General features: G+C 63.8%; 18 protein-coding genes and 1 pseudogene. 9 read left to right on the top strand and 10 right to left on the bottom strand.

The window, feature by feature from the left end; all coding sequences use genetic code 11:
- The first annotated feature begins 388 nt into the window (after positions 1 to 388).
- A complete protein-coding gene (locus S7S_RS18690; RefSeq protein WP_052269188.1) occupies positions 389 to 790 on the top strand; it encodes a GreA/GreB family elongation factor in 402 nt (133 codons plus the stop codon).
- A gap of 206 nt (positions 791 to 996) precedes the next feature.
- Here the strand turns inward: S7S_RS18690 and S7S_RS01850 are convergent, their stop codons facing one another.
- A complete protein-coding gene (locus S7S_RS01850) occupies positions 997 to 1,659 on the bottom strand; it encodes a glutathione S-transferase family protein (RefSeq protein WP_041025887.1) in 663 nt (220 codons plus the stop codon).
- 135 nt (positions 1,660 to 1,794) lie between these two features.
- Between S7S_RS01850 and S7S_RS20160 the strand changes: the two are divergent.
- The 3 genes and pseudogenes from S7S_RS20160 to S7S_RS20085 form a co-directional block, all read left to right on the top strand.
- Positions 1,795 to 2,019, top strand: a pseudogene (locus S7S_RS20160) (Ada metal-binding domain-containing protein); the annotation flags it as partial.
- A gap of 127 nt (positions 2,020 to 2,146) precedes the next feature.
- Positions 2,147 to 3,259, top strand: a complete 1,113-nt coding sequence (locus S7S_RS01845; RefSeq protein ID WP_202966518.1) for a DNA-3-methyladenine glycosylase 2 — start codon at positions 2,147 to 2,149, stop codon at positions 3,257 to 3,259.
- Between the two features lie 15 nt (positions 3,260 to 3,274).
- Complete coding sequence (locus S7S_RS20085; RefSeq protein WP_041025886.1) at positions 3,275 to 3,784, top strand: methylated-DNA--[protein]-cysteine S-methyltransferase; 510 nt, start codon at positions 3,275 to 3,277, stop codon at positions 3,782 to 3,784.
- Between the two features lie 67 nt (positions 3,785 to 3,851).
- Here the strand turns inward: S7S_RS20085 and S7S_RS01835 are convergent, their stop codons facing one another.
- The 3 genes from S7S_RS01835 to S7S_RS01825 all read right to left on the bottom strand — a co-directional run bounded on the left by S7S_RS01835 (position 3,852) and on the right by S7S_RS01825 (position 7,337).
- Complete coding sequence (locus tag S7S_RS01835) at positions 3,852 to 5,231, bottom strand: hypothetical protein (protein WP_144401558.1); 1,380 nt, start codon at positions 5,229 to 5,231, stop codon at positions 3,852 to 3,854.
- A gap of 163 nt (positions 5,232 to 5,394) precedes the next feature.
- A complete protein-coding gene (locus S7S_RS01830; RefSeq protein WP_202966517.1) occupies positions 5,395 to 6,165 on the bottom strand; it encodes a DUF1835 domain-containing protein in 771 nt (256 codons plus the stop codon).
- Positions 6,162 to 7,337, bottom strand: coding sequence for a hypothetical protein (locus S7S_RS01825; protein WP_144401557.1), 1,176 nt, complete (start codon positions 7,335 to 7,337; stop codon positions 6,162 to 6,164). The genes S7S_RS01830 and S7S_RS01825 overlap by 4 nt, the downstream gene beginning before the upstream one ends.
- A gap of 185 nt (positions 7,338 to 7,522) precedes the next feature.
- Here S7S_RS01825 and S7S_RS01820 point away from each other — a divergent pair, with 185 nt between their 5' ends.
- The gene (locus S7S_RS01820; protein ID WP_052269186.1) at positions 7,523 to 8,680 is read left to right on the top strand and encodes an alpha/beta fold hydrolase; all 1,158 of its coding nucleotides are present in this window, start codon (positions 7,523 to 7,525) and stop codon (positions 8,678 to 8,680) included.
- Between the two features lie 179 nt (positions 8,681 to 8,859).
- On the opposite strand, the gene S7S_RS01815 is transcribed toward S7S_RS01820, so the two are convergent.
- The 6 genes from S7S_RS01815 to bioB all read right to left on the bottom strand — a co-directional run bounded on the left by S7S_RS01815 (position 8,860) and on the right by bioB (position 13,892).
- The gene (locus S7S_RS01815) at positions 8,860 to 9,252 is read right to left on the bottom strand and encodes a hypothetical protein (protein WP_041025883.1); all 393 of its coding nucleotides are present in this window, start codon (positions 9,250 to 9,252) and stop codon (positions 8,860 to 8,862) included.
- Between the two features lie 76 nt (positions 9,253 to 9,328).
- Positions 9,329 to 9,958, bottom strand: coding sequence for a dethiobiotin synthase (gene bioD / locus S7S_RS01810; RefSeq protein ID WP_041025882.1), 630 nt, complete (start codon positions 9,956 to 9,958; stop codon positions 9,329 to 9,331).
- Positions 9,959 to 9,967: 9 nt separating this feature from the next.
- Entirely contained in the window at positions 9,968 to 10,771 is an 804-nt protein-coding gene (gene bioC / locus S7S_RS01805; RefSeq protein ID WP_041025881.1) for a malonyl-ACP O-methyltransferase BioC, read from the bottom strand.
- Positions 10,764 to 11,567, bottom strand: coding sequence for a pimeloyl-ACP methyl ester esterase BioH (bioH, locus tag S7S_RS01800; protein ID WP_041025880.1), 804 nt, complete (start codon positions 11,565 to 11,567; stop codon positions 10,764 to 10,766). The genes bioC and bioH overlap by 8 nt, the downstream gene beginning before the upstream one ends.
- 3 nt (positions 11,568 to 11,570) lie before the next feature.
- Positions 11,571 to 12,743 (bottom strand): 8-amino-7-oxononanoate synthase, encoded by a 1,173-nt coding sequence (gene bioF, locus S7S_RS01795; protein ID WP_041025879.1) that lies wholly within the window; start codon positions 12,741 to 12,743, stop codon positions 11,571 to 11,573.
- Between the two features lie 21 nt (positions 12,744 to 12,764).
- On the bottom strand, positions 12,765 to 13,892 hold the full coding sequence (bioB, locus tag S7S_RS01790) for a biotin synthase BioB (protein WP_041025878.1): 1,128 nt from the start codon (positions 13,890 to 13,892) through the stop codon (positions 12,765 to 12,767).
- A gap of 65 nt (positions 13,893 to 13,957) precedes the next feature.
- On the opposite strand from bioB, the gene S7S_RS01785 reads away from it, so the two are divergent.
- The 4 genes from S7S_RS01785 to S7S_RS01770 all read left to right on the top strand — a co-directional run bounded on the left by S7S_RS01785 (position 13,958) and on the right by S7S_RS01770 (position 17,346).
- Positions 13,958 to 14,674, top strand: a complete 717-nt coding sequence (locus tag S7S_RS01785; protein WP_041025877.1) for a ComF family protein — start codon at positions 13,958 to 13,960, stop codon at positions 14,672 to 14,674.
- 125 nt (positions 14,675 to 14,799) lie between these two features.
- Positions 14,800 to 15,354, top strand: coding sequence for a hypothetical protein (locus tag S7S_RS01780; protein ID WP_052269185.1), 555 nt, complete (start codon positions 14,800 to 14,802; stop codon positions 15,352 to 15,354).
- On the top strand, positions 15,351 to 16,028 hold the full coding sequence (locus S7S_RS01775; RefSeq protein ID WP_041025876.1) for a 2-phosphosulfolactate phosphatase: 678 nt from the start codon (positions 15,351 to 15,353) through the stop codon (positions 16,026 to 16,028). Before S7S_RS01780 ends, S7S_RS01775 begins: the two co-directional genes overlap by 4 nt.
- 70 nt (positions 16,029 to 16,098) lie before the next feature.
- Positions 16,099 to 17,346, top strand: a complete 1,248-nt coding sequence (locus S7S_RS01770) for an acyl-CoA dehydrogenase family protein (RefSeq protein ID WP_238582923.1) — start codon at positions 16,099 to 16,101, stop codon at positions 17,344 to 17,346.
- Positions 17,347 to 17,391: the final 45 nt, after the last annotated feature.

Genomic DNA, 17,391 nt, shown 5'->3' with positions numbered 1-17,391 from the left:
TACGCTGACCTGCGCTCATCAGAACCCGCTCATGACTTCATCAATAACATCTCGCCGGGATGCGTTTCCCCAGCATTGGCTTCGCCGCATCCCATAGGTTCCCACCTGTTCCCATCGAACGGATCATGCGCGTATTGAGCCGGCGACGGGTGTACGAAATTGCGGGGCGCACATCCCGTCATCGCATCACGCCCGGCACTGGCTTGCTTTATTTCTGCAACCCGCTATGGTCATGGCTGTCCAAACAGAGCAGCGGCATATCATGTCCTGTGTCATCCCCCACATCGCTGGTCACCTTCTCTTTCCGGTCTGAGCCGGGCGGGCTTTTGCCTGCCCGGCCGGACCTGTCAACCTGATTTTCCCCTCTTTGTTTTTCAGGAGTTACGCCATGACTCGCGCAGCAACGCGCGCGGCATCACTGTGCCCGGCGTTACGGCGGGCGGCGCTGGCCAGTGGCTGGTGCCTGCCTCCAGGCCCTGTCGAGCTCTCACGGCTGGTGGCAGCACTGGATACCCTGCTCGGTGATACCGACGACAGGGAAGCGCAACGCGCACGCCCTGGCCGGTGCATTCACCTGCTCAGCCTGCACAGCGGCGACACACGTCATTTGACGCTGGTCCTGCCCGGCCAGGACGAGCCCCGCCAGGGACGGATATCGCTGTTTTCGCCATTGGGTGCGGCCCTGCTCGGCGCGCGTGCCGGCGACCTCATCGAAGCACGGGCATTCGGCTGGCGCGAGCGTGCCTGCGTGTTGTCCGTGTCGCCCCCCTGTCCGGAGACACCGCCTTGAAGCACTGATGTCCGCCGCAGGTGGTTCTGGAAAAAAGCTGACGCGCGGCGGATCAGCACTGGTCTCCTGTACCCGGAGTGAATATCGATGAGCAAGGAAAAAGAGAAAAAGAAACCGCAGAAATCCCTGAAGGAAAAGCGGCGCGAGAAAAAGTCCCGTCGCGACACCTGAGGGTCCGTTCCCCGGCGCCATGCGCCGGGGATACTTCACGCCTCCTCGACAGGTATCGGCAACGGAAACAGATGGCGATAGGGCCGCGCCTCTTCCACCGCCCGGGCAAAGGACGGCCGCGCCAGAAGGCGTTGCCGGTAGGCATGGACCGCCTCGCAACGGGCCGGTATCGGGTGCGTCCAGTGGGCGTAGAACAGTGCCGGCGCCGCCGCGCAATCCGCCATCGAAAACGCCTCCCCCGCCGCCCAGGTGCGCGAACGCATCACGCCCTCCAGCCGGCCATACGCGGTATCCAGCACCTGCCTGGCGTCGGCCACGCCCGCAGGATCACGCTGCCCGTCACCGCGCAGCGTATCGACCACCACCCGCTGTTGTGGCGTCGACACATAGTTGTCGAAGAAGCGATCCATGAAACGCACTTCCAGTGCCTGTGCTGCGTCCGCCGGTATCAGACTGACAGCCCCGGGATAATGTATCGCCAGATACTCGATGATGATGCTGGCCTCGCGCACCGGCCGCTCGCCGTCCACCAGCACCGGAAACTTCCGTAGCGGCCAGTGGGCAGCCAGTTCGGCCATCACTGCGTTATCGCCCGGCGCGAGCAGCTTCCAGACAAAGGGAATGTCGTTCTCATACAGCGCGATCAATGCTTTCTGGCAGTAGGATGACAGCGGGTGGGCATAGAGCGTCAGCGACATGACGGGCTCCTGGTCGGTGGGTGTCCTGCACTGGTCGTCTGCCGTGGATCGTTTTCGACGCTCTGGTTCCGACACCCTGGCGTTAATGTCCGATTTTGGCGAGCGACCCCATCGGGGCTGCACTAGACTGGCCCCATGAACCCACAAGCCCCTACTCTACCGCTCCCCGAGGCGGACATCTGCTACCGGGCCATGCAGGCCAAGGACGCCCGTTTCGACGGCCGCTTTTTTGTCTGCGTTACCTCGACCGGCATCTACTGTCGCCCGGTCTGCCCCGCCCAGGTGCCGCGCCGCCACCATTGCCGCTTTGTGCCCAGCGCCGCCGCCGCAGAAGCCGCAGGTTTTCGGTCGTGCCTGCGCTGCCGGCCGGAATCGGCGCCGGGCACGCCCGCCTGGAGCGGCACGGCAGCGGTCGTGTCCCGCGCACTGCGCCTGATCGAAGCCGGCGCGCTGGACAACGGCCGGCGCGGAAAGCCTGGCCGCCCGGTTGGGACTGGGCGAGCGACAACTGCGCCGGCTGTTCATGGCCCACGTCGGCGCCGGCCCGCAGGCGGTGGCCGCCAACCGGCGTCTGCTCACCGCCAAGCAACTGATCAGCGACACCGACATGCCGCTCGCCGACGTGGCGTTTGCTGCCGGCTATCGCAGCCTGCGCCGCTTCAATGATGCGATCCTGAATGCCTACGGTGTGCCGCCCGGCGCGTTACGCCGCACCGGCTCCCCATTACCAGGCGGCAGCATCCGCATCCGGCTCGGATTCAGGCCGCCGTATGATTTCGAACACCTGCTGGGCTACCTCCACGCCCGCGCCCTGCCCGGCGTGGAGCAGGTGCATGCAGGTCACTACCATCGCCTGTTCAGCCTGGACAACATCCGGGGACTGATCGACGTCAGCCTGGCCAGCGATGGCCGCGCACTGGAAGCCCGTATCACACCGCTGGAGACCAACGGCCAGGTACTCCCGGTGCGCCAACTGGCGGCACGCCTGCGGCGGCTGTTTGATCTGGATGCCGACCCCGGCGCCATCCACGCCGTGCTCGGTAACGACCCGCTGATCGGTCCACGGCTGGCACGGGTGCCCGGCCTGCGCGTGCCCGGCGCCTTTGATGGCTTTGAGCTTGCCGTGCGTGCGGTGCTGGGCCAGCAGGTGTCCGTGCGCGGCGCCACCACACTGACCGGGCGCCTGATTGCCCGCCTGGGCGTTCCCCTGGCCACGCCTGTCGATGGCCTGACGCACTTTTTCCCGACCTCCGCCGCCCTTGCTGCGGGGTCACTGGATGGTCTGGGCATTACGGGCCAGCGCATCCGTACCCTGCACACGCTGGCACAGGCGGTCACCGATGGCGCGGTGGAGTTCAGCCCCGGCACCGACCTGGCCACGCTGACTGCCCTGCCGGGGATCGGCGACTGGACCGCGCACTATATTGCCCTGCGCGCCCTCGGCGAACCCGATGCCTTTCCGGCGGCGGACCTGGGCCTGCGCAAGGCTGCCGGGCAGGACACACCGGTCAGCGCACGCGACCTCGAACAGCTTGCCGAACCCTGGCGCCCGTGGCGCGGCTATGCCGCCCTGGCGCTGTGGACCCTTCCCCCGGATTGAGAGCAGGAGCCTGCCATGTTTGATGATGCTTCCCTGGCCACCGCCGAAATGGATTCGCCCATTGGTCCCCTGCGGCTGGCCGCCATTGATGACGGACTGCGCGCCATCCTGTTTCCGGTGCAGACGGATATCGTGCTGCCGGCAGTGCATGGCAGCCGTGCTGCCCGCGCCCACCTCAGTGCCACACAGCGCGCGCTGGAGCAGTATTTTGCCGGCCAGCCCCGCGCCTTTGATGCGCTGACGCTGGTACCAGCCGGCACCGTATTCCAGCAACAGGTATGGCAGGCGCTGCGCGGTATTCCGTTCGGCGAAACGCGCAGCTACCGCGATATCGCAGAACAGATCGACAATCCGAAAGGGGTGCGCGCGGTCGGCCTGGCGAACGGTCGCAATCCGCTTCCGGTGATCGTGCCCTGCCACCGGGTGATCGGCAGCAACGGCACCCTGACCGGCTTCGCTGGCGGCCTGCCCACCAAGAAATGGCTGCTGGAATTCGAGAATCCCGGCACGCTGCGATTGCTGTGAGGAAGGAGGAGCCTTGAGGAGTTCCCCCTGATGCGATCGCTTCAGGAGGAACGGACGGAGTGATTTATTACTGGCGGGTCACCGTCAGGGTGTAATCCCCGGCACCACTGCGGCTGTAGGTACGCGCCACCAGCAGGTAATCCCCGGCCGGCAATTCAGCGGTAATGCGCGCGTCCACGTTCTGGCTGCCACTGTCGTCGTCCGACAGGGTCACGCCATCACCGTACAGTTCCAGGAACGCATCCAGCTCGCCGGAGCTCATTTCAATGGCATAGGTGCCACTGCGCGGGATGGTCAGCTTGTACTCGTCCTGCGTGCTGCTCAGCCGGGCCGAATGACTGGCCCCCGGCCGCAGGGCAGTGAGCCCCTGCAGACGTTCCTGCAGGTTTTGTGATTCGACCCGGGAAGTCAGGGTAAACAGGCCGCTCTGGCCGCTCACCTGCGAGGCCCGCACGGTATAGGTGCCAGCTCCCAGGAAGGTGCTGATGCGTGCATCCAGACCACTGTTGCCGCCACCGCTGTCGTCATCAGAGAACGATACCGCCTCGCCATTGATCTCCAGATAGGAATCCAGCGTGCTGGACGCCATGGTCAGCGTCACGGACGCGGCTTCCGACAGCACCAGTTGGTATTCCAGCGGCGAACCGGCCAGGTAGCCATTGATGGTGTCGTCGTGCGGCAGTTCGCCGCCCATGGTCAGGTCCACGTCCGTCGGCAGCGGCTGCGAGGTCACGGTCAGCGTGTAGGCACCACGCTCGGCGGACATGGCCCAGCCTGCTTCCACACGGTAGCTGCCCGGTTCCAGGAACGCGGCCACTTGCGCATCCAGATTGCCGGCGCTGTCGTCATCCTGCAGGTCGACGCCGTTGCCGGAAACTTTCAGCAGCGAATCCATTTCAGACGAGCGCTGGATGATCTGGTACAGACCGGTTTCCGTCACTTCCAGGGTGTAGACGTTCGGCGCCCCTTCCAGCCAGCCGAATATTTCGTCCCCTACCGCCAGGGCACCGCTATTGCGCACCGTCATTTCGCGGGCATCCACCCGGAACGGGCCAAAGCTGCGGTGGTCCTGACCGCTGACCGACAGCACATAGGTGCCGGCCTCTTCCGCGCGCTGGCTGAGCGAAATATCGCCACCGGCCATGTCTGACGAGCTGCCGAGGAAATCACCTTCCCCGTTTTCCAGCGAGAGCACCCCGGTCAGGGCGCCGGACAGTGCAAAACGCACCACCTGGTCCGCCTCGAGGGCGACGCTGAAACGCTCATAATGGCTTCCATCCTTGGCGTTGCGCGGGCTGGACGAGGTCAGCTCGCCGCGCTGAGAACCGCCTACTTCAAGCGGCTTGCCAGCACTCTGGCCGACACCGCCCATGCTTGCGCAGGCACCCAGCATCAGGCTGGACGAGAGGACCACAGAGGCCGACAACAGCCTTGTTTCAGTTTTCATCAGCATGGTTCCGTGTAGTGACTGAATAGGGACTGGATCGAGAAGAAAAATCCTTGAACGCGAATGTAGCAAAAGGCCACCTGCCGTGCCTTCCCCTTGTGACGGGGATGCGGGCTTTTTAACAGATTTCCGATGTATGACAGGCCGGTGGCAGCGCACCTTCCTATGCCGGGCGACGCACCTTCAACCCGGAATAACCCTCACGGGTATCGCCATCGATCATCACCACGCCTTGCGTTGCCAGCACACGGGCACGCCAATAGACGAAATAATCGGTCGGAAAATAGCCGTCCGCCTCTTTCATCACGGCTGCCATAACACGCGCCAGAGGACGCCATGCATTATCACAGGCCGCAATGAGCGCGGCGTCGGGCACCTCGTAGCCACTGGCCAGGCATTGCCCGGCACGCCAGCAGCGCAACACCGACGACGATGCCCGCTGCTCCGCCCAGATATCGGCCAGCTGGCGGCGGCGGGCCGTGGAGACTTCCTTCGGCACGAACGCGGCCAGTTGTTCCGGGGAACACATGCTGACGGCCCGACGTGCGCCGGTATGGCTTTGTCCGGTGCCGCAATGCACTTCGTGGAAGCTCACGGGAGACTCACCCAGCCAGAATGCGACACGGGCAAGCATCAATTGTTCGGAAGCACTATCGCCGTGCCAGACGGTGACGGAATATGGTTGTTGCGGTAGCGCCTGAAGCCACTGGGCATCAGAAGAAAGCAGACTCAAATCCAGTTCAGCCCTGGCCTCCTCCGGCCAGACGGATTGCCAGAAAGCAACCCGTGCGGCGCAAGGCGGCCTGTCCACATCCTGTAGCGGCCCAACCGCCAGGTCATCCCGCAACACCTTTATCTGCGTGCTGTCATCGCGCTTGATGAGCGGCGACAGCTGCCGGGCGGCTACGTCACCGCACAGAACATGCCACATCATGGGTTCTCCCTGTTTGCAGTCTCCGAGAGGCCAGTGGCCTCACACCCCATGACACTGACCAGACTGGACACGGGCACCAGATACACCGCGTCATGTTCAGCGTGTATCAACCGCACTTGCAGTGTTCCACCAATCTCCGCCAGAATACGGACCGGGCGACTCACCGAACCATCTTCCTGCATCAACAGTCTCGGGAAATTGGCCCCTGCCTCTGGATACCACTCTATTTTTGCACAAGCACGGGCACCCGATACTGAGCCTGCCAGTATATGCTCCAATAGCTTGTCTCCAGCGCCTGGAAAGATTGACAGGATCAGTACTATCGCCAGCCCCAGCCCACCACCGATTTTGAACAGGTTCTGCTGCTTGCCATACTTGGCCAACGCGACGGCTAGCACAATCTGTAGAAAAGCCACCATTACGAGCATCAACATAGAGACGGAAGCTCGCCATATAAAACGCCATGCACTCAAATTATCTGTCGGAGAATCCTGGAATATCCATGAAAAAAGAACCAAAAAAACACAGCCCTGCCCTACCACCGACATAAGCAGGTTCATACCGTAATCGAAGCTGACTGGCCACTTCTTTTCTCTCAGAATAGCCACATAGAGATAACTGAGTAGCAGCGAAGCTGTTGTCAGGGGAAACACAACAAGAAAAACGCGCTGGTACTCCGATAGTTTCAGCCAGTTCATCAGAAATAGAGATAGATAAAGCATGGCCCCAGAGGTTGCCCATACCAGAATCCATCCTCGAATCATCTTCCTGCCGAACCTAAGCCTCGATGGACTTTCTTGCGGCATACCCAGCATACGACCGACCAACGGAGTTTCGCCCGCACGAGGCGGCATCAGAAGAACCGACAACGGCAGACTCACAAGGAATGACGCACCGCCCACAGAAAAAACCACCAGACAAAAAACAAACGGCATAACAGTCAGCACTTCCAGCGCCGAAAACCCCACCAGCAATCCAAGCCGGCTGATATAACCATGCAGCAGCATGACCGAGGCAAAGAAGACCAGCCCTGTCACCGGCAACCAGTGTTTCTGCAACCAGCCAAACAGGTCATCCAGTTGCTGCCGCCAGCTCAGCACCGGCATATCCGGCGGAGCCGCTTCTGCCACAGCCTCGACCGGTCCCGATCCATCGGGTAACTGTTCTGTCATGCTATCCCCCTCACGATTTCACCCAGCGGTCGTTGTACCCCATTCCCTGCCATGACTTCACGTCACGTCCGTTCAGCTGGCCAATAATTCGCCAAATCGCCCAAGCCCGCTTCATCTCCGGTCAGTGACACCCCGCCCTAACCCCTTACACTGCCCGCCCTCATCCCGCTTTCCCGGAGTCTGCCATGGCCCTGACTTCCCTCCCCCGCACCCTTGCCCACGCCGCCGGCAACGCCCGCGCCTGGCTGCGCCGCGACCCGTCGGTGATACAGGCGGAACGTACCCCTTTCGAGGTAATCCACCAGCAGGACATCGTGCGCCTGCGTTATTACCCGCCGCTGCCCGCCGGGCAGATCGAGGTGGATGGGGAAATGATGGAGGTCGCCACCACTGCGCAGCCGGTGCCGCTGGTCCTGGTGTCGCCGCTGGCCGTGAATATGCTGATCTATGATCTGTTCCCGGAACGCAGCCTGATGCGTTATCTGCGCGCACGGGGCTTTGAGTTGTATCTGGTGGACTGGGGGCGTCCGGGGCGGGCCCAGGATCACTGGACGCTGGGCACCTATATCGGCGACCTGTTGCCACAGATGCTGACCAAGGTGCGCGAGCACAGCGGCAGCCAGAAGCTGTCGCTGCACGGCTGGAGTTTCGGCGGGCTGTTCAGCCTGTGTTATACGGCACTGAGCCGTGATCCGGATATCGTCAACCTGGCGCTGATCGGTGCGCCCTGCGATTACCACGCCAACGGTGTACTCGGCGAACAGTACCAGCGGCTGGCTGCCGTGATGCAGTGGATCCAACGCCGCACCGGCTGGCAGGTCCATCAGTCAAAACCCGCCCTCTGGCGCTCACCGGGCTGGGCCAACAGCCTGCTGTTCAAACTCACCGCACCGGTGGCCAGTGCGCGCAGCTATGCTGAACTGCTGACGCATCTCGGCGACCGCGAATTTGTCAGCAACCATGCCACCAACAGCGCGTTCCTGGACGACATGGTGGCCTACCCTGGTGCAGCCGTGCAGGACATCCTGCAATACCTGTGGACCGACAACGTGCTGGCGACAGGACGGTTGCCGCTACCGCATTGCGATGCGAATTTCAGCGATGTCACCGCCAACACCTTGCTGGTCAGCGGCAAACAGGACCCGATCGTGACGCGAGCCTGCATTGCGCCGATCCAGACGCTGGTAAACAGCGACGATGTGTCGTTGCTCGAAGTCCCCGGCGGGCACATGGGCATTCTTGGCGGCAGCCAGGCGGCAAAAGCCATCTGGCCGGCGGTGGCCGACTGGCTGTTGGCCCGTTCCGGTGAGCAGAGCGAGGCCACCACGCGCGGGGTCGCGTAGGGTGGGTAGAGCCAAAGGCGAAACCCACCACGTCCAAGCAGCCACTGCTCGCACAAAAACAGCGAAACTCCCCATCTCCTTTCTCACCTTAGAGGGCAGTTCCGCTGATTTTTCGGGAGTGAATAACAGGCATGGTCCCGGTGGGTTTCGCCTTTGGCTCTACCCACCCTACCGCCCCTTTACGCGACCACCGGGCGATCCACTTTCACATTACGCCACTGGCACCACGCGCAGAACCCGGTCACCAGCGCAATATCCAGAATCAGCACCTGTCCCCAGACATTCAGGAACCCGGCAGCGGCCACCACCAGCACCACTGACCCCACCACCCAGGCCACGTCCGCAGCCGTAATCAGTTTCGCCAGCAACGGCGAGACCGGTTTTCGGGTACCTACCCAGGCGACCTCTGCCGCGAACAGCACCAGGCCCACACCCAGTATCTGGCAGATCATCACGGGTACTTCGCCCAGCAGGGCAGCGATGGTCTGCGGCATGGCCAGCAGGGCCACGCCGCACGCAAAAGAAAATACAGCGTTGAAAAGCAATGCATTGCGAAGGGATTGCCACGGCATGTCGTTTCTCCTGATCGGTCGATGATGGGATCAGGATCGTCCGTGGCCGATACGGCCGCAACGACGTGTCAGGTAATCAGAGCAGGATGCGCGGCGCCGGCAGCCAGTGTTCCAGCGTGGCGATGTTCTCTTCCAGGCCCGCCATGGTGTCACCGGGCATGACATTCGCCACCCAGCCCGCCAGCCGCAGGCCGTCGCGCTGGATCGCCTCGGCCGTCAGCAGGGCATGGTTGAGGCAGCCGAGTCGCATGCCGACGACGAGGATCACGGGCAAGCGCAATTCCACAGCAAGATCGGCCAGGGTTTCGCGGTCGTTGAGGGGTACGCGCCAGCCGCCGGCGCCTTCCACCAGCAGCAGATCCTGCTTCTGCATCAGCACACCACGCACATAACCGGCGATGCGCGACACGCTCAGCATGCGTTGTTCATGACGTGCGGCAAGGTGGGGAGCCATCGGCTCGCGCAGCAGCACCGGGTTGACCTGTTCGTAAGGCAGCGGCACGGAAGACGCTGCCATCAGTTGCCGCGCGTCCTCGTTCTGCCACTCGCCATCATACTGTTCTGCGCCCGCTGCCACGGGCTTGAGGCCCAGCGATGACAGGCCGGCGTCGCGCGCCTGTTCCAGCAGGCGGCAGGACACCCAGGTCTTGCCCACTTCGGTGTCAGTGCCGGTGAGAAAGTATTTGCCGGTCAGCGGGGTAGTCATGGTGTCCACTCACTCGGTGGGAGGTTGACGGAAAATGGCGTAATGCACCTGCCAGGTCAGCGGCAGGCCGGCGTCGGTACGGCGGCGTTCATAGGCGGCCTGCAACGCGGCGTAGCGGCGCCGGCTGGTGAGGCCCGGTGACACACTGCGCTGCACATGATGGGCGCCCGTGGCGCGCAGCCGGGTGCCGATGGCGCGCACATCCGGATAGTGTTCGCGTATCTGCTGGGTGTGCGCGATATCCGCGTACAACCCGGCATCGCCAAGCGCCGCGCGCCAGTCATCGGCGCGATAAAAATGGTTCACATGCGGCGCGTCGTCCACCTCGGCCCAGCTTGCGCGCAGCTCATCCAGCGTGCCGGCCACCGGCAGGCACACGGCAAAGGTGCCACCCGGCGCCAGGACGCGCGCAATTTCTGCTGCCAGTGCCGGCAAATCATCGCACCACTGCAACGCAAACGAAGACCAGATCAGATCGGCCCGCGCAGCCGCCAGGGGCAATTGCAGGGCGTCGGCGCAGACCGGCTGGCACTGGCCGACAAAGCGCCCGCGTGTGACACCTTCGCGCAACATGGGTTCGGCAATGTCCAGTGCCAGCCAGCGTGTGCCGGGCAGGCGTTCGCACAAGGCGCGGGTGACCGGCCCGGTGCCGACACCGATATCCAGCGCCAGTGCCGGCGTCATCTCCGGCAACATGCCCAGCAGCGTGCGCGCTGCCGCCAGCTGCAATGTGGCGTGGGCATCGTAGCTGCGCGCGGCACGGCCAAAGCTCTCGCCCACCGCGCGGCGGCCGGCACGATCCCGCTCAGACAATGCCCTGCTCCCGGTAGAAATCCAGCACCGGTTGCAGGAACAGATCCGGCGCGGACACGAACGGCACGTGCGCCAGATCCTTGAGCATCGCCAGTATGGCGCCGGGATGCAGCGCAGCGATGTCGGCCTGCACGGCCGCCGGGACGAGATGATCGTTTTCGCCAAAGATCATCATCAATGGCACGCCGATCTGGTGCAGGGTCTGGCGCAGGTCAGTATCGCGCAGCATGTCCAGCCCACCGCGCAAGGCACGCCCGGCGGGCAGGCCGCAAAAATAGAGAATGTCTTTCAGCTTGCGCACGTCGTCGCGCAGGGTTGGGCTGCCCTTGCAGTTCAGGGCGAGAAAGCGGATCAGTGTGCCGTTTTCATCTTCGCGCAGCACTTCGGAGAATTTTTCCAGCACTTCCGGCGCCATCGCGGCAGGCCAGTCGGGCGCCGAAACAAAGCGCGGCGAGGTGCCGGTGGTGATGACGGACCGGACGCGCGCCGGATGCGTCAGCGCCAGCCGGAGCGCCACCAGCCCGCCCAGCGACCAGCCCAGCACATGGGCGTTCTCCGGCATCACGCCAGCCACCTGCCCGACCAGAAAATCCAGCGTGTAGTCGTCATTCGGCAGCGGGCTTTGTCCCATGCCCGGCAGATCAATCACGGTCACCTGAAAATGCGCCAGCAGGCCGGGCATGATGTCGTCCCAGACAATCGAATGCAGGCCCCAGCCGTGCAACAACACCAGCTCGCCCTTCGGCGCCTCGCTGGTGCTGCGGTAAGTGTTGTGAAACGGCAACAGTGCAGGCATGGCTTAATCCTGTGAAGACGGCGCTTCACCGAGCGCCGCCAGTAATGCATCAACGTCTTCGGGTGCGTGCGCGGCGGACAACGTCACCCGCAGGCGCGCGGTGCCGTCCGGCACGGTGGGCGGGCGGATGGCCGACACCAGAACACCCTGTTCGCGCAAACGTCCGCTGAGTTGCAGCGCCGCCGCATCGTCGCCGATAAGCAGCGGCTGGATCGGCGTGGCGGAGTCCATCAGTGTGTAGCCCTGCGCCTGGGCGCCACGACGGAACTGAGCAATCAGCGCCACCAGTTTTTCGCGGCGCCAGGTTTCCGTGCGCATGATCGCCAGGCTTTTCAAGGTTGCCGCCGCGACAGCCGGCGGCATCGCCGTGGTGTAGATATAGGGCCGGGCAAATTGAATCAGGGTTTCGATCAGGGCTTCGCTGCCGGCAACAAAGGCACCGAAGGTGCCCAGTGCCTTGCCGAGCGTGGCCATGTACACGGGAATGCGCGCGGCGACCTGTTGTGCTGCCGGCGTACCGACGCCCTGCTCGCCCAGCACACCGAAGCCGTGTGCATCGTCCACCATCATCCAGGCGTCATGCGCGTCGGCCACATCGCACAATGCGGCCAGCGGCGCGGCATCGCCGTCCATGCTGAACACGCCGTCGGTGATCACGAGTTTGCGGCGCGCGTCGGCGCGCGCCAGTTGTGCGGCGAGGCTGTCGGCATCGTTGTGCAGATAACGGCGGAAGCGGGCGCCGCTGGCAAGACCGGCATCAATCAGGGAAGCGTGATTGAGTTTGTCTTCGAACACGGCATCAGGCTTGTCGAGCAATGCCCCCACCACGCCCAGGTTGGCCATGAAGCCGGTGGAGAACAGCAGCGCGCGCGGCCGGCCAGTGGCATCCGCCAGCTGTTCTTCCAGCGCGTGGTGAAAACGGCTGTGACCACACACCAGATGCGATGCGCCGCTGCCGACACCAATGTCATCGGCAGCCTGTTTCAGCGCCTGGACCACATCCGGATGATTGGCCAGACCAAGATAATCGTTGGCGCAGAAGTTGAGGTAGCGGCGGCCATCAACCACCGTCTCGCGACCGGCCGGCGCATCAGTGTTCAGGCGCGTACGGTAGCGATGCAGGCGTCGGCGTTCCGCCAGCGCCGTTTCAAGATCGAAAGCAGAGGTTGCAGCCATGAAAGCGCCCGGCGCGAAGCCTCAGGCGCGCTTGTCGAGCACGCGTTTCGGGGCGCGTTTGCTCATGGCGTCATAGAACAGGCCCTGCTCTTCGGCTTCCTGTTCGGCGATCTGCCGTTGCAGGGCGTCTTCGGCGGCTTCGTCGGAATAGTCGCCCGCGTTCAGTTCCATAGGATGAATGCCCAGACGACGGAACAGTTCGCGGTCGTGGTCGGCTTCCGGGTTGTCCGTGGTCAGCAGCCGCTCGCCGTAGAAGATGGAGTTGGCCCCGGCCATGAAGCACAGCGCCTGGGTCTGGTCGTTCATTTCCTGGCGGCCGGCGGACAGGCGCACAAAGGATTGCGGCATCAGGATGCGCGCCACGGCGATGGTGCGCACAAATTCAAACGGGTCGAGGTCGTCGACCTCGGCCAACGGTGTGCCTTCGATCTTCACCAGCATGTTGATGGGCACCGATTCCGGGTGCTGGGGCAGGTTGGCCAGTTGTTGCAGCAGGCCGACACGGTCCTGGCGACCTTCGCCCATGCCGATGATGCCGCCGCAGCAGATTTTCATGCCGGCGTCGCGCACGTTGGCGAGGGTGTTCAGGCGATGGTCATAGGTGCGGGTGGTGATCACCTTGCCGTAATACTCCGGCGAGGTGTCGAGGTTGTGGTTGTAGTAGTCCAGGCCGGCCTCGGCCAGCGCCTCGGCCTGCTCTTTATCGAGCATGCCCAGCGTCATGCAGGTTTCCATGCCGAGGGATTTCACCTGCCGCACCATTTCCAGCACATAGGGCATGTCCTTGCCGCGCGGGCTGCGCCAGGCGGCGCCCATGCAGAAACGGGACGCGCCTTTCTCTTTTGCCTGGCGGGCTTCCGCGATCACTTTCTGGACTTCCAGCAGTTTTTCCTTTTCCAGCTCGGTGTTGTAGTGACCGGACTGGGAGCAGTACTTGCAGTCTTCCGGGCATGCGCCAGTCTTGATCGACAGCAGGGTGGACACCTGCACGGCATTCGGATCAAAGAACTGGCGGTGCACCGTGCCGGCGCGGAACAGCAGGTCGTTGAACGGCAGGTCAAACAATGCCTGGATCTCGTCGCGGGCCCAGTCATGGCGTACAGGCGCGTTAGCGGATGTCGTCGGCAAAGTGGTGACGTCGGCGTTCATGGGTGCAGCTCCGGGCGGGTTAGCATCCTGGCAGACTAGAGTCGGGCCAGGAGGCTGTCAACTGCATGAATATGTCAAAAGTTTACCTGTGGTCATTATTTGATCAGCCTTTTGGGGAGTGCGTGCTCTGTCGCGAACCCGCTCGGCTGCATGCCGGGCTGTGTGAGGCCTGCCACCCCGCCCTGCCGGCCATTGAGACCACGGTCTGCCGCTGCGGGCTGCCCAGCCCCGGCGCCCTGCCCGAGAGTGGCCTGTGCGGACGCTGTCTGGAGCGCCCGCCGCCGTTCCGGCAGGTGCATTGCCCCTGGGCCTATGATTTCCCGCTCGACCGGCTGATCAACCGCTATAAGCACCACCGGCAACTGGCGATCGAACGGGCGCTGCTGCCTCCCTGGCTGGCCTCGCTGCCCGATCCCGGCCCGGTGGATGCCCTGGTGCCGGTGCCCTCGCACTGGCTGCGCCAGTGGCGGCGCGGCTTCAACCCGGCCCACCGGCTGGCGCGCGCCGCTGCCGACCACCTCAATCTGCCGCTGTTGCCGGCCCTGGCGCGTCAGCGCCGCACACGCCATCAACAAGGCCAGCGGGCCAGGGCACGGCGGCGCAATCTGCACGGCGCCTTTGCCCTTCGCCAGCCCGTCACGGGTCGGCATCTGGCCCTGGTGGATGATGTGGTGACCACAGGCAGTACGGCACGTGAAGCGAGCCAGTGCCTGCTGGACGGCGGTGCCGCCTCGGTACAGGTATGGGCGCTGGCACGCACACTGCCCACACGGGGGCGCTGAGTGGCGGTGTCACCGGCCGGGCGAGGCACGGCATAATAACGGCACGGGTTCATCGCCAGATGAGCCTCTTTTTATGCGCGGGCCACGCTTGCCCGCGCTCCGGGGCCAAAGGAAGGACTGCCACCATGACAACGATAATTCACCGTTTCTGTCTCGCCACCTCACTGCTCGCCGTCACCCTGCTGTCGCCGCTCGCCAGCGCCGACGATGGCCGCTATGGCGGCGTGCACCTGATCCGTGGCACGGTCATTTCAGTGGGGCGGGTCGACCCCAGCGCCAGCGTCGGTACCGGCTATTTCATTGATGCCAACTATTCCAGCGTGGCCGTGAACTTCGGTGCCGCGACGAAAAAATTCGGTGACTCGCCATTGCGCGCCAGCATCACACCGGATGACGAGGATGCGCGGGCATCAGACAAGCGCGTCAACAATGTCTATGCCGGCATCGGTTTCGGCCGCATCATCCAGTTCCAGGCCGGCTACGGCAATCAGGGCCAGTTGCTGCGGCTGCGCTCGGATTTCAATTTCCGTTCCATCACCGATTTCCTCACCCAGCACACCACGCCCAAGCAGCGCCTGACGCTGGCCGACCGCATCACTTTCACACTGGCGGCCGAGCAGTACAAAGGCGATGATGACATCTTCAACAACGTGACCTGGGGTGCAGGCCTGCTGTTTTGAATATCCAGATTAGCCAGGGACACTTCCCGCCACCGAACCCGGACGGCATCACTGTCGTGATCGATGTCATCCGTGCATTCACCACCAGCTTTTATGCCTTTCGCGGCGGGGTGACGCGCATCCTGCCCGTGCCTTCGGCAGAAGCGGCCTTCGCGTTGCGGGAACAGTACCCGGACGCGTTGCTGGCCGGCGAGGTCGACGCGCTGCCCATCGAGGGGTTCGATTTCGGCAATTCGCCCTGGGAGATCAGCCACGCGGATGTGCGTGGCCGCACCTTGATCATGCGCACCACCAACGGCGTCGCCGCCACCCTCAATGCCCGCCCCTGCGCCGGGCTGTTCGTGGCCAGCCTGGTCAATGCCCGCGCCACCGCCGCGGCCATCCTGGCGCGCAAGCCGCCGCGCGTAGTGCTGGTGGCGTCGCACCCCACCGGCGATGAAGATGTGGCCTGCGCCGAATACCTCAGCGGCCTGATCGGCGGCTTGGGCATCAGCGAGGAACAGGCCATCGAGCGCACCCGCAACGCGCATGCCGCGCGCAAGTTCTATGCCGGCCATCACCCGCGCCTGCGCGCAGCGGACATCGAGATGGCCGCGCACTGCGAGAAGGAAGGCTTCGCCATGGAAGTCACCGACACCGAAGAACTGGCCATCCGGGCGCTCCCTCCCACCTGACCGATCCGATCAGGCCCGCTGTCATCCCCTGTCCTGTGCCCCATTGCTGCGGTGCGCTAGGCTGCTCTGCATGCCCGAGCAACCGGAGGTGGCCGTGATCGAGTGGAATGAACAGCAGCAGATGATCCAGAAAATGGTGCGCGACTTCGTCGAGAAGGAAGTGGTGCCGCATCTGGACGACATCGAATACAACGGCGTGCCGCCCTACGACATCCTGCGCAAGATGATCCGCACATTCGGCATGGATGTGCTGGCCACCCAGCAGTTCAACAAGCAGATCGCCCGGGAGAAAGCCGGCGAGGTCACCGATAAGAAAGCCCCGAACCCGGAAGCCGCCGCCGAACAGGCGGCGATGCGCATGATCCCGATCATCGAGCTGTGCCGCCACGCCCAGGGGCTGGTGACGGCGATGGGTGTGTCCATGGGGCTGGCCGGCGGTGCCATCATGAGCAAGGGCTCGCTGGCCCAGAAAGAACGCTGGGCGCTGCCGCTGCTGACGCTGGAAAAAGTCGGCGCCTGGGCCATTTCCGAACCGAACGCCGGCTCCGATGCCTTCGGCCAGATGAAGACGCTCGCGCGCCGCGATGGCCAGGGCGGCTACATCATCAACGGCAGCAAGACCTGGATCACCAACGGCCCGTATGCCGACACCATCATCCTGATCTGCAAGCTGGACGAAGAGGGCGTGGCCCCCGCCCAGCGCAAGATCGTGTCCTTCATTCTCGATGCCGGCATGCCAGGGCTGACGCAATCGAAACCCTTCAAGAAAATGGGCATTGGCTCCTCGCCCACGGGCGAGCTGTTCCTCAGCGATGTGCATGCCGGCCCGGAACGTCTTCTCGGGGAAAGCGAGGACGGCTATGGCCGCGCAGGCGCCAAGGGCACCTTCATGCAGGAGCGCGCCGGGGTGGCCGCGATGGCGCTGGGCATGGTGGAACGCGCCCAGGAACTGAGCGTGCAGTATGCCCGCGACCGGGTGCAGTTCGGCCGCGCCATTGGCGACAACCAGTTGATCCAGTTGAAGCTGGCGAAGATGGAAGTGGCCCGGATGAACCTGCAGAACATGGTGTTCCGGTATATCGATCTGGTCGCTGCCGGCAAGCAGATGACGCTCGCCGAGGCGTCCGCCATGAAACTCTACGCGGCGCAGACCGCCATGGAAGTCACCACCGAAGCGGTGCAGATTCACGGCGGCTACGGCTACATGCGCGAATCGCGGGTAGAGCAACTGATGCGCGACGCCAAGATCCTGCAGATCTACGCCGGCACCGACGAGATGCAGGTGGTGGCCATCGCGCGCGATCTGCTGGCCCGCTAGGCTGGCAATGACGCCGGGTGTGCTATCATCAGCCGGCATCAATCC

This window comes from Isoalcanivorax pacificus W11-5, assembly GCF_000299335.2.
In the GTDB taxonomy this organism is placed as follows: domain Bacteria; phylum Pseudomonadota; class Gammaproteobacteria; order Pseudomonadales; family Alcanivoracaceae; genus Isoalcanivorax; species Isoalcanivorax pacificus.
This window is presented reverse-complemented; position numbering and strand designations above follow the sequence as displayed.

Bases quoted from the DNA above. Each gene is read 5' to 3' on its own strand.
- S7S_RS18690 (WP_052269188.1), top strand. From the start codon at position 389: ATGACTCGCGCAGCAACGCGCGCGGCATCACTGTGCCCGGCGTTACGG.
- S7S_RS01850 (WP_041025887.1), bottom strand. From the start codon at position 1,659: ATGTCGCTGACGCTCTATGCCCACCCGCTGTCATCCTACTGCCAGAAA.
- S7S_RS20085 (WP_041025886.1), top strand. From the start codon at position 3,275: ATGTTTGATGATGCTTCCCTGGCCACCGCCGAAATGGATTCGCCCATT.
- S7S_RS01835 (WP_144401558.1), bottom strand. From the start codon at position 5,231: ATGAAAACTGAAACAAGGCTGTTGTCGGCCTCTGTGGTCCTCTCGTCC.
- S7S_RS01830 (WP_202966517.1), bottom strand. From the start codon at position 6,165: ATGATGTGGCATGTTCTGTGCGGTGACGTAGCCGCCCGGCAGCTGTCG.
- S7S_RS01825 (WP_144401557.1), bottom strand. From the start codon at position 7,337: ATGACAGAACAGTTACCCGATGGATCGGGACCGGTCGAGGCTGTGGCA.
- S7S_RS01820 (WP_052269186.1), top strand. From the start codon at position 7,523: ATGGCCCTGACTTCCCTCCCCCGCACCCTTGCCCACGCCGCCGGCAAC.
- S7S_RS01815 (WP_041025883.1), bottom strand. From the start codon at position 9,252: ATGCCGTGGCAATCCCTTCGCAATGCATTGCTTTTCAACGCTGTATTT.
- bioD (WP_041025882.1), bottom strand. From the start codon at position 9,958: ATGACTACCCCGCTGACCGGCAAATACTTTCTCACCGGCACTGACACC.
- bioH (WP_041025880.1), bottom strand. From the start codon at position 11,567: ATGCCTGCACTGTTGCCGTTTCACAACACTTACCGCAGCACCAGCGAG.
- bioF (WP_041025879.1), bottom strand. From the start codon at position 12,743: ATGGCTGCAACCTCTGCTTTCGATCTTGAAACGGCGCTGGCGGAACGC.
- bioB (WP_041025878.1), bottom strand. From the start codon at position 13,892: ATGAACGCCGACGTCACCACTTTGCCGACGACATCCGCTAACGCGCCT.
- S7S_RS01785 (WP_041025877.1), top strand. From the start codon at position 13,958: ATGAATATGTCAAAAGTTTACCTGTGGTCATTATTTGATCAGCCTTTT.
- S7S_RS01780 (WP_052269185.1), top strand. From the start codon at position 14,800: ATGACAACGATAATTCACCGTTTCTGTCTCGCCACCTCACTGCTCGCC.
- S7S_RS01770 (WP_238582923.1), top strand. From the start codon at position 16,099: ATGCCCGAGCAACCGGAGGTGGCCGTGATCGAGTGGAATGAACAGCAG.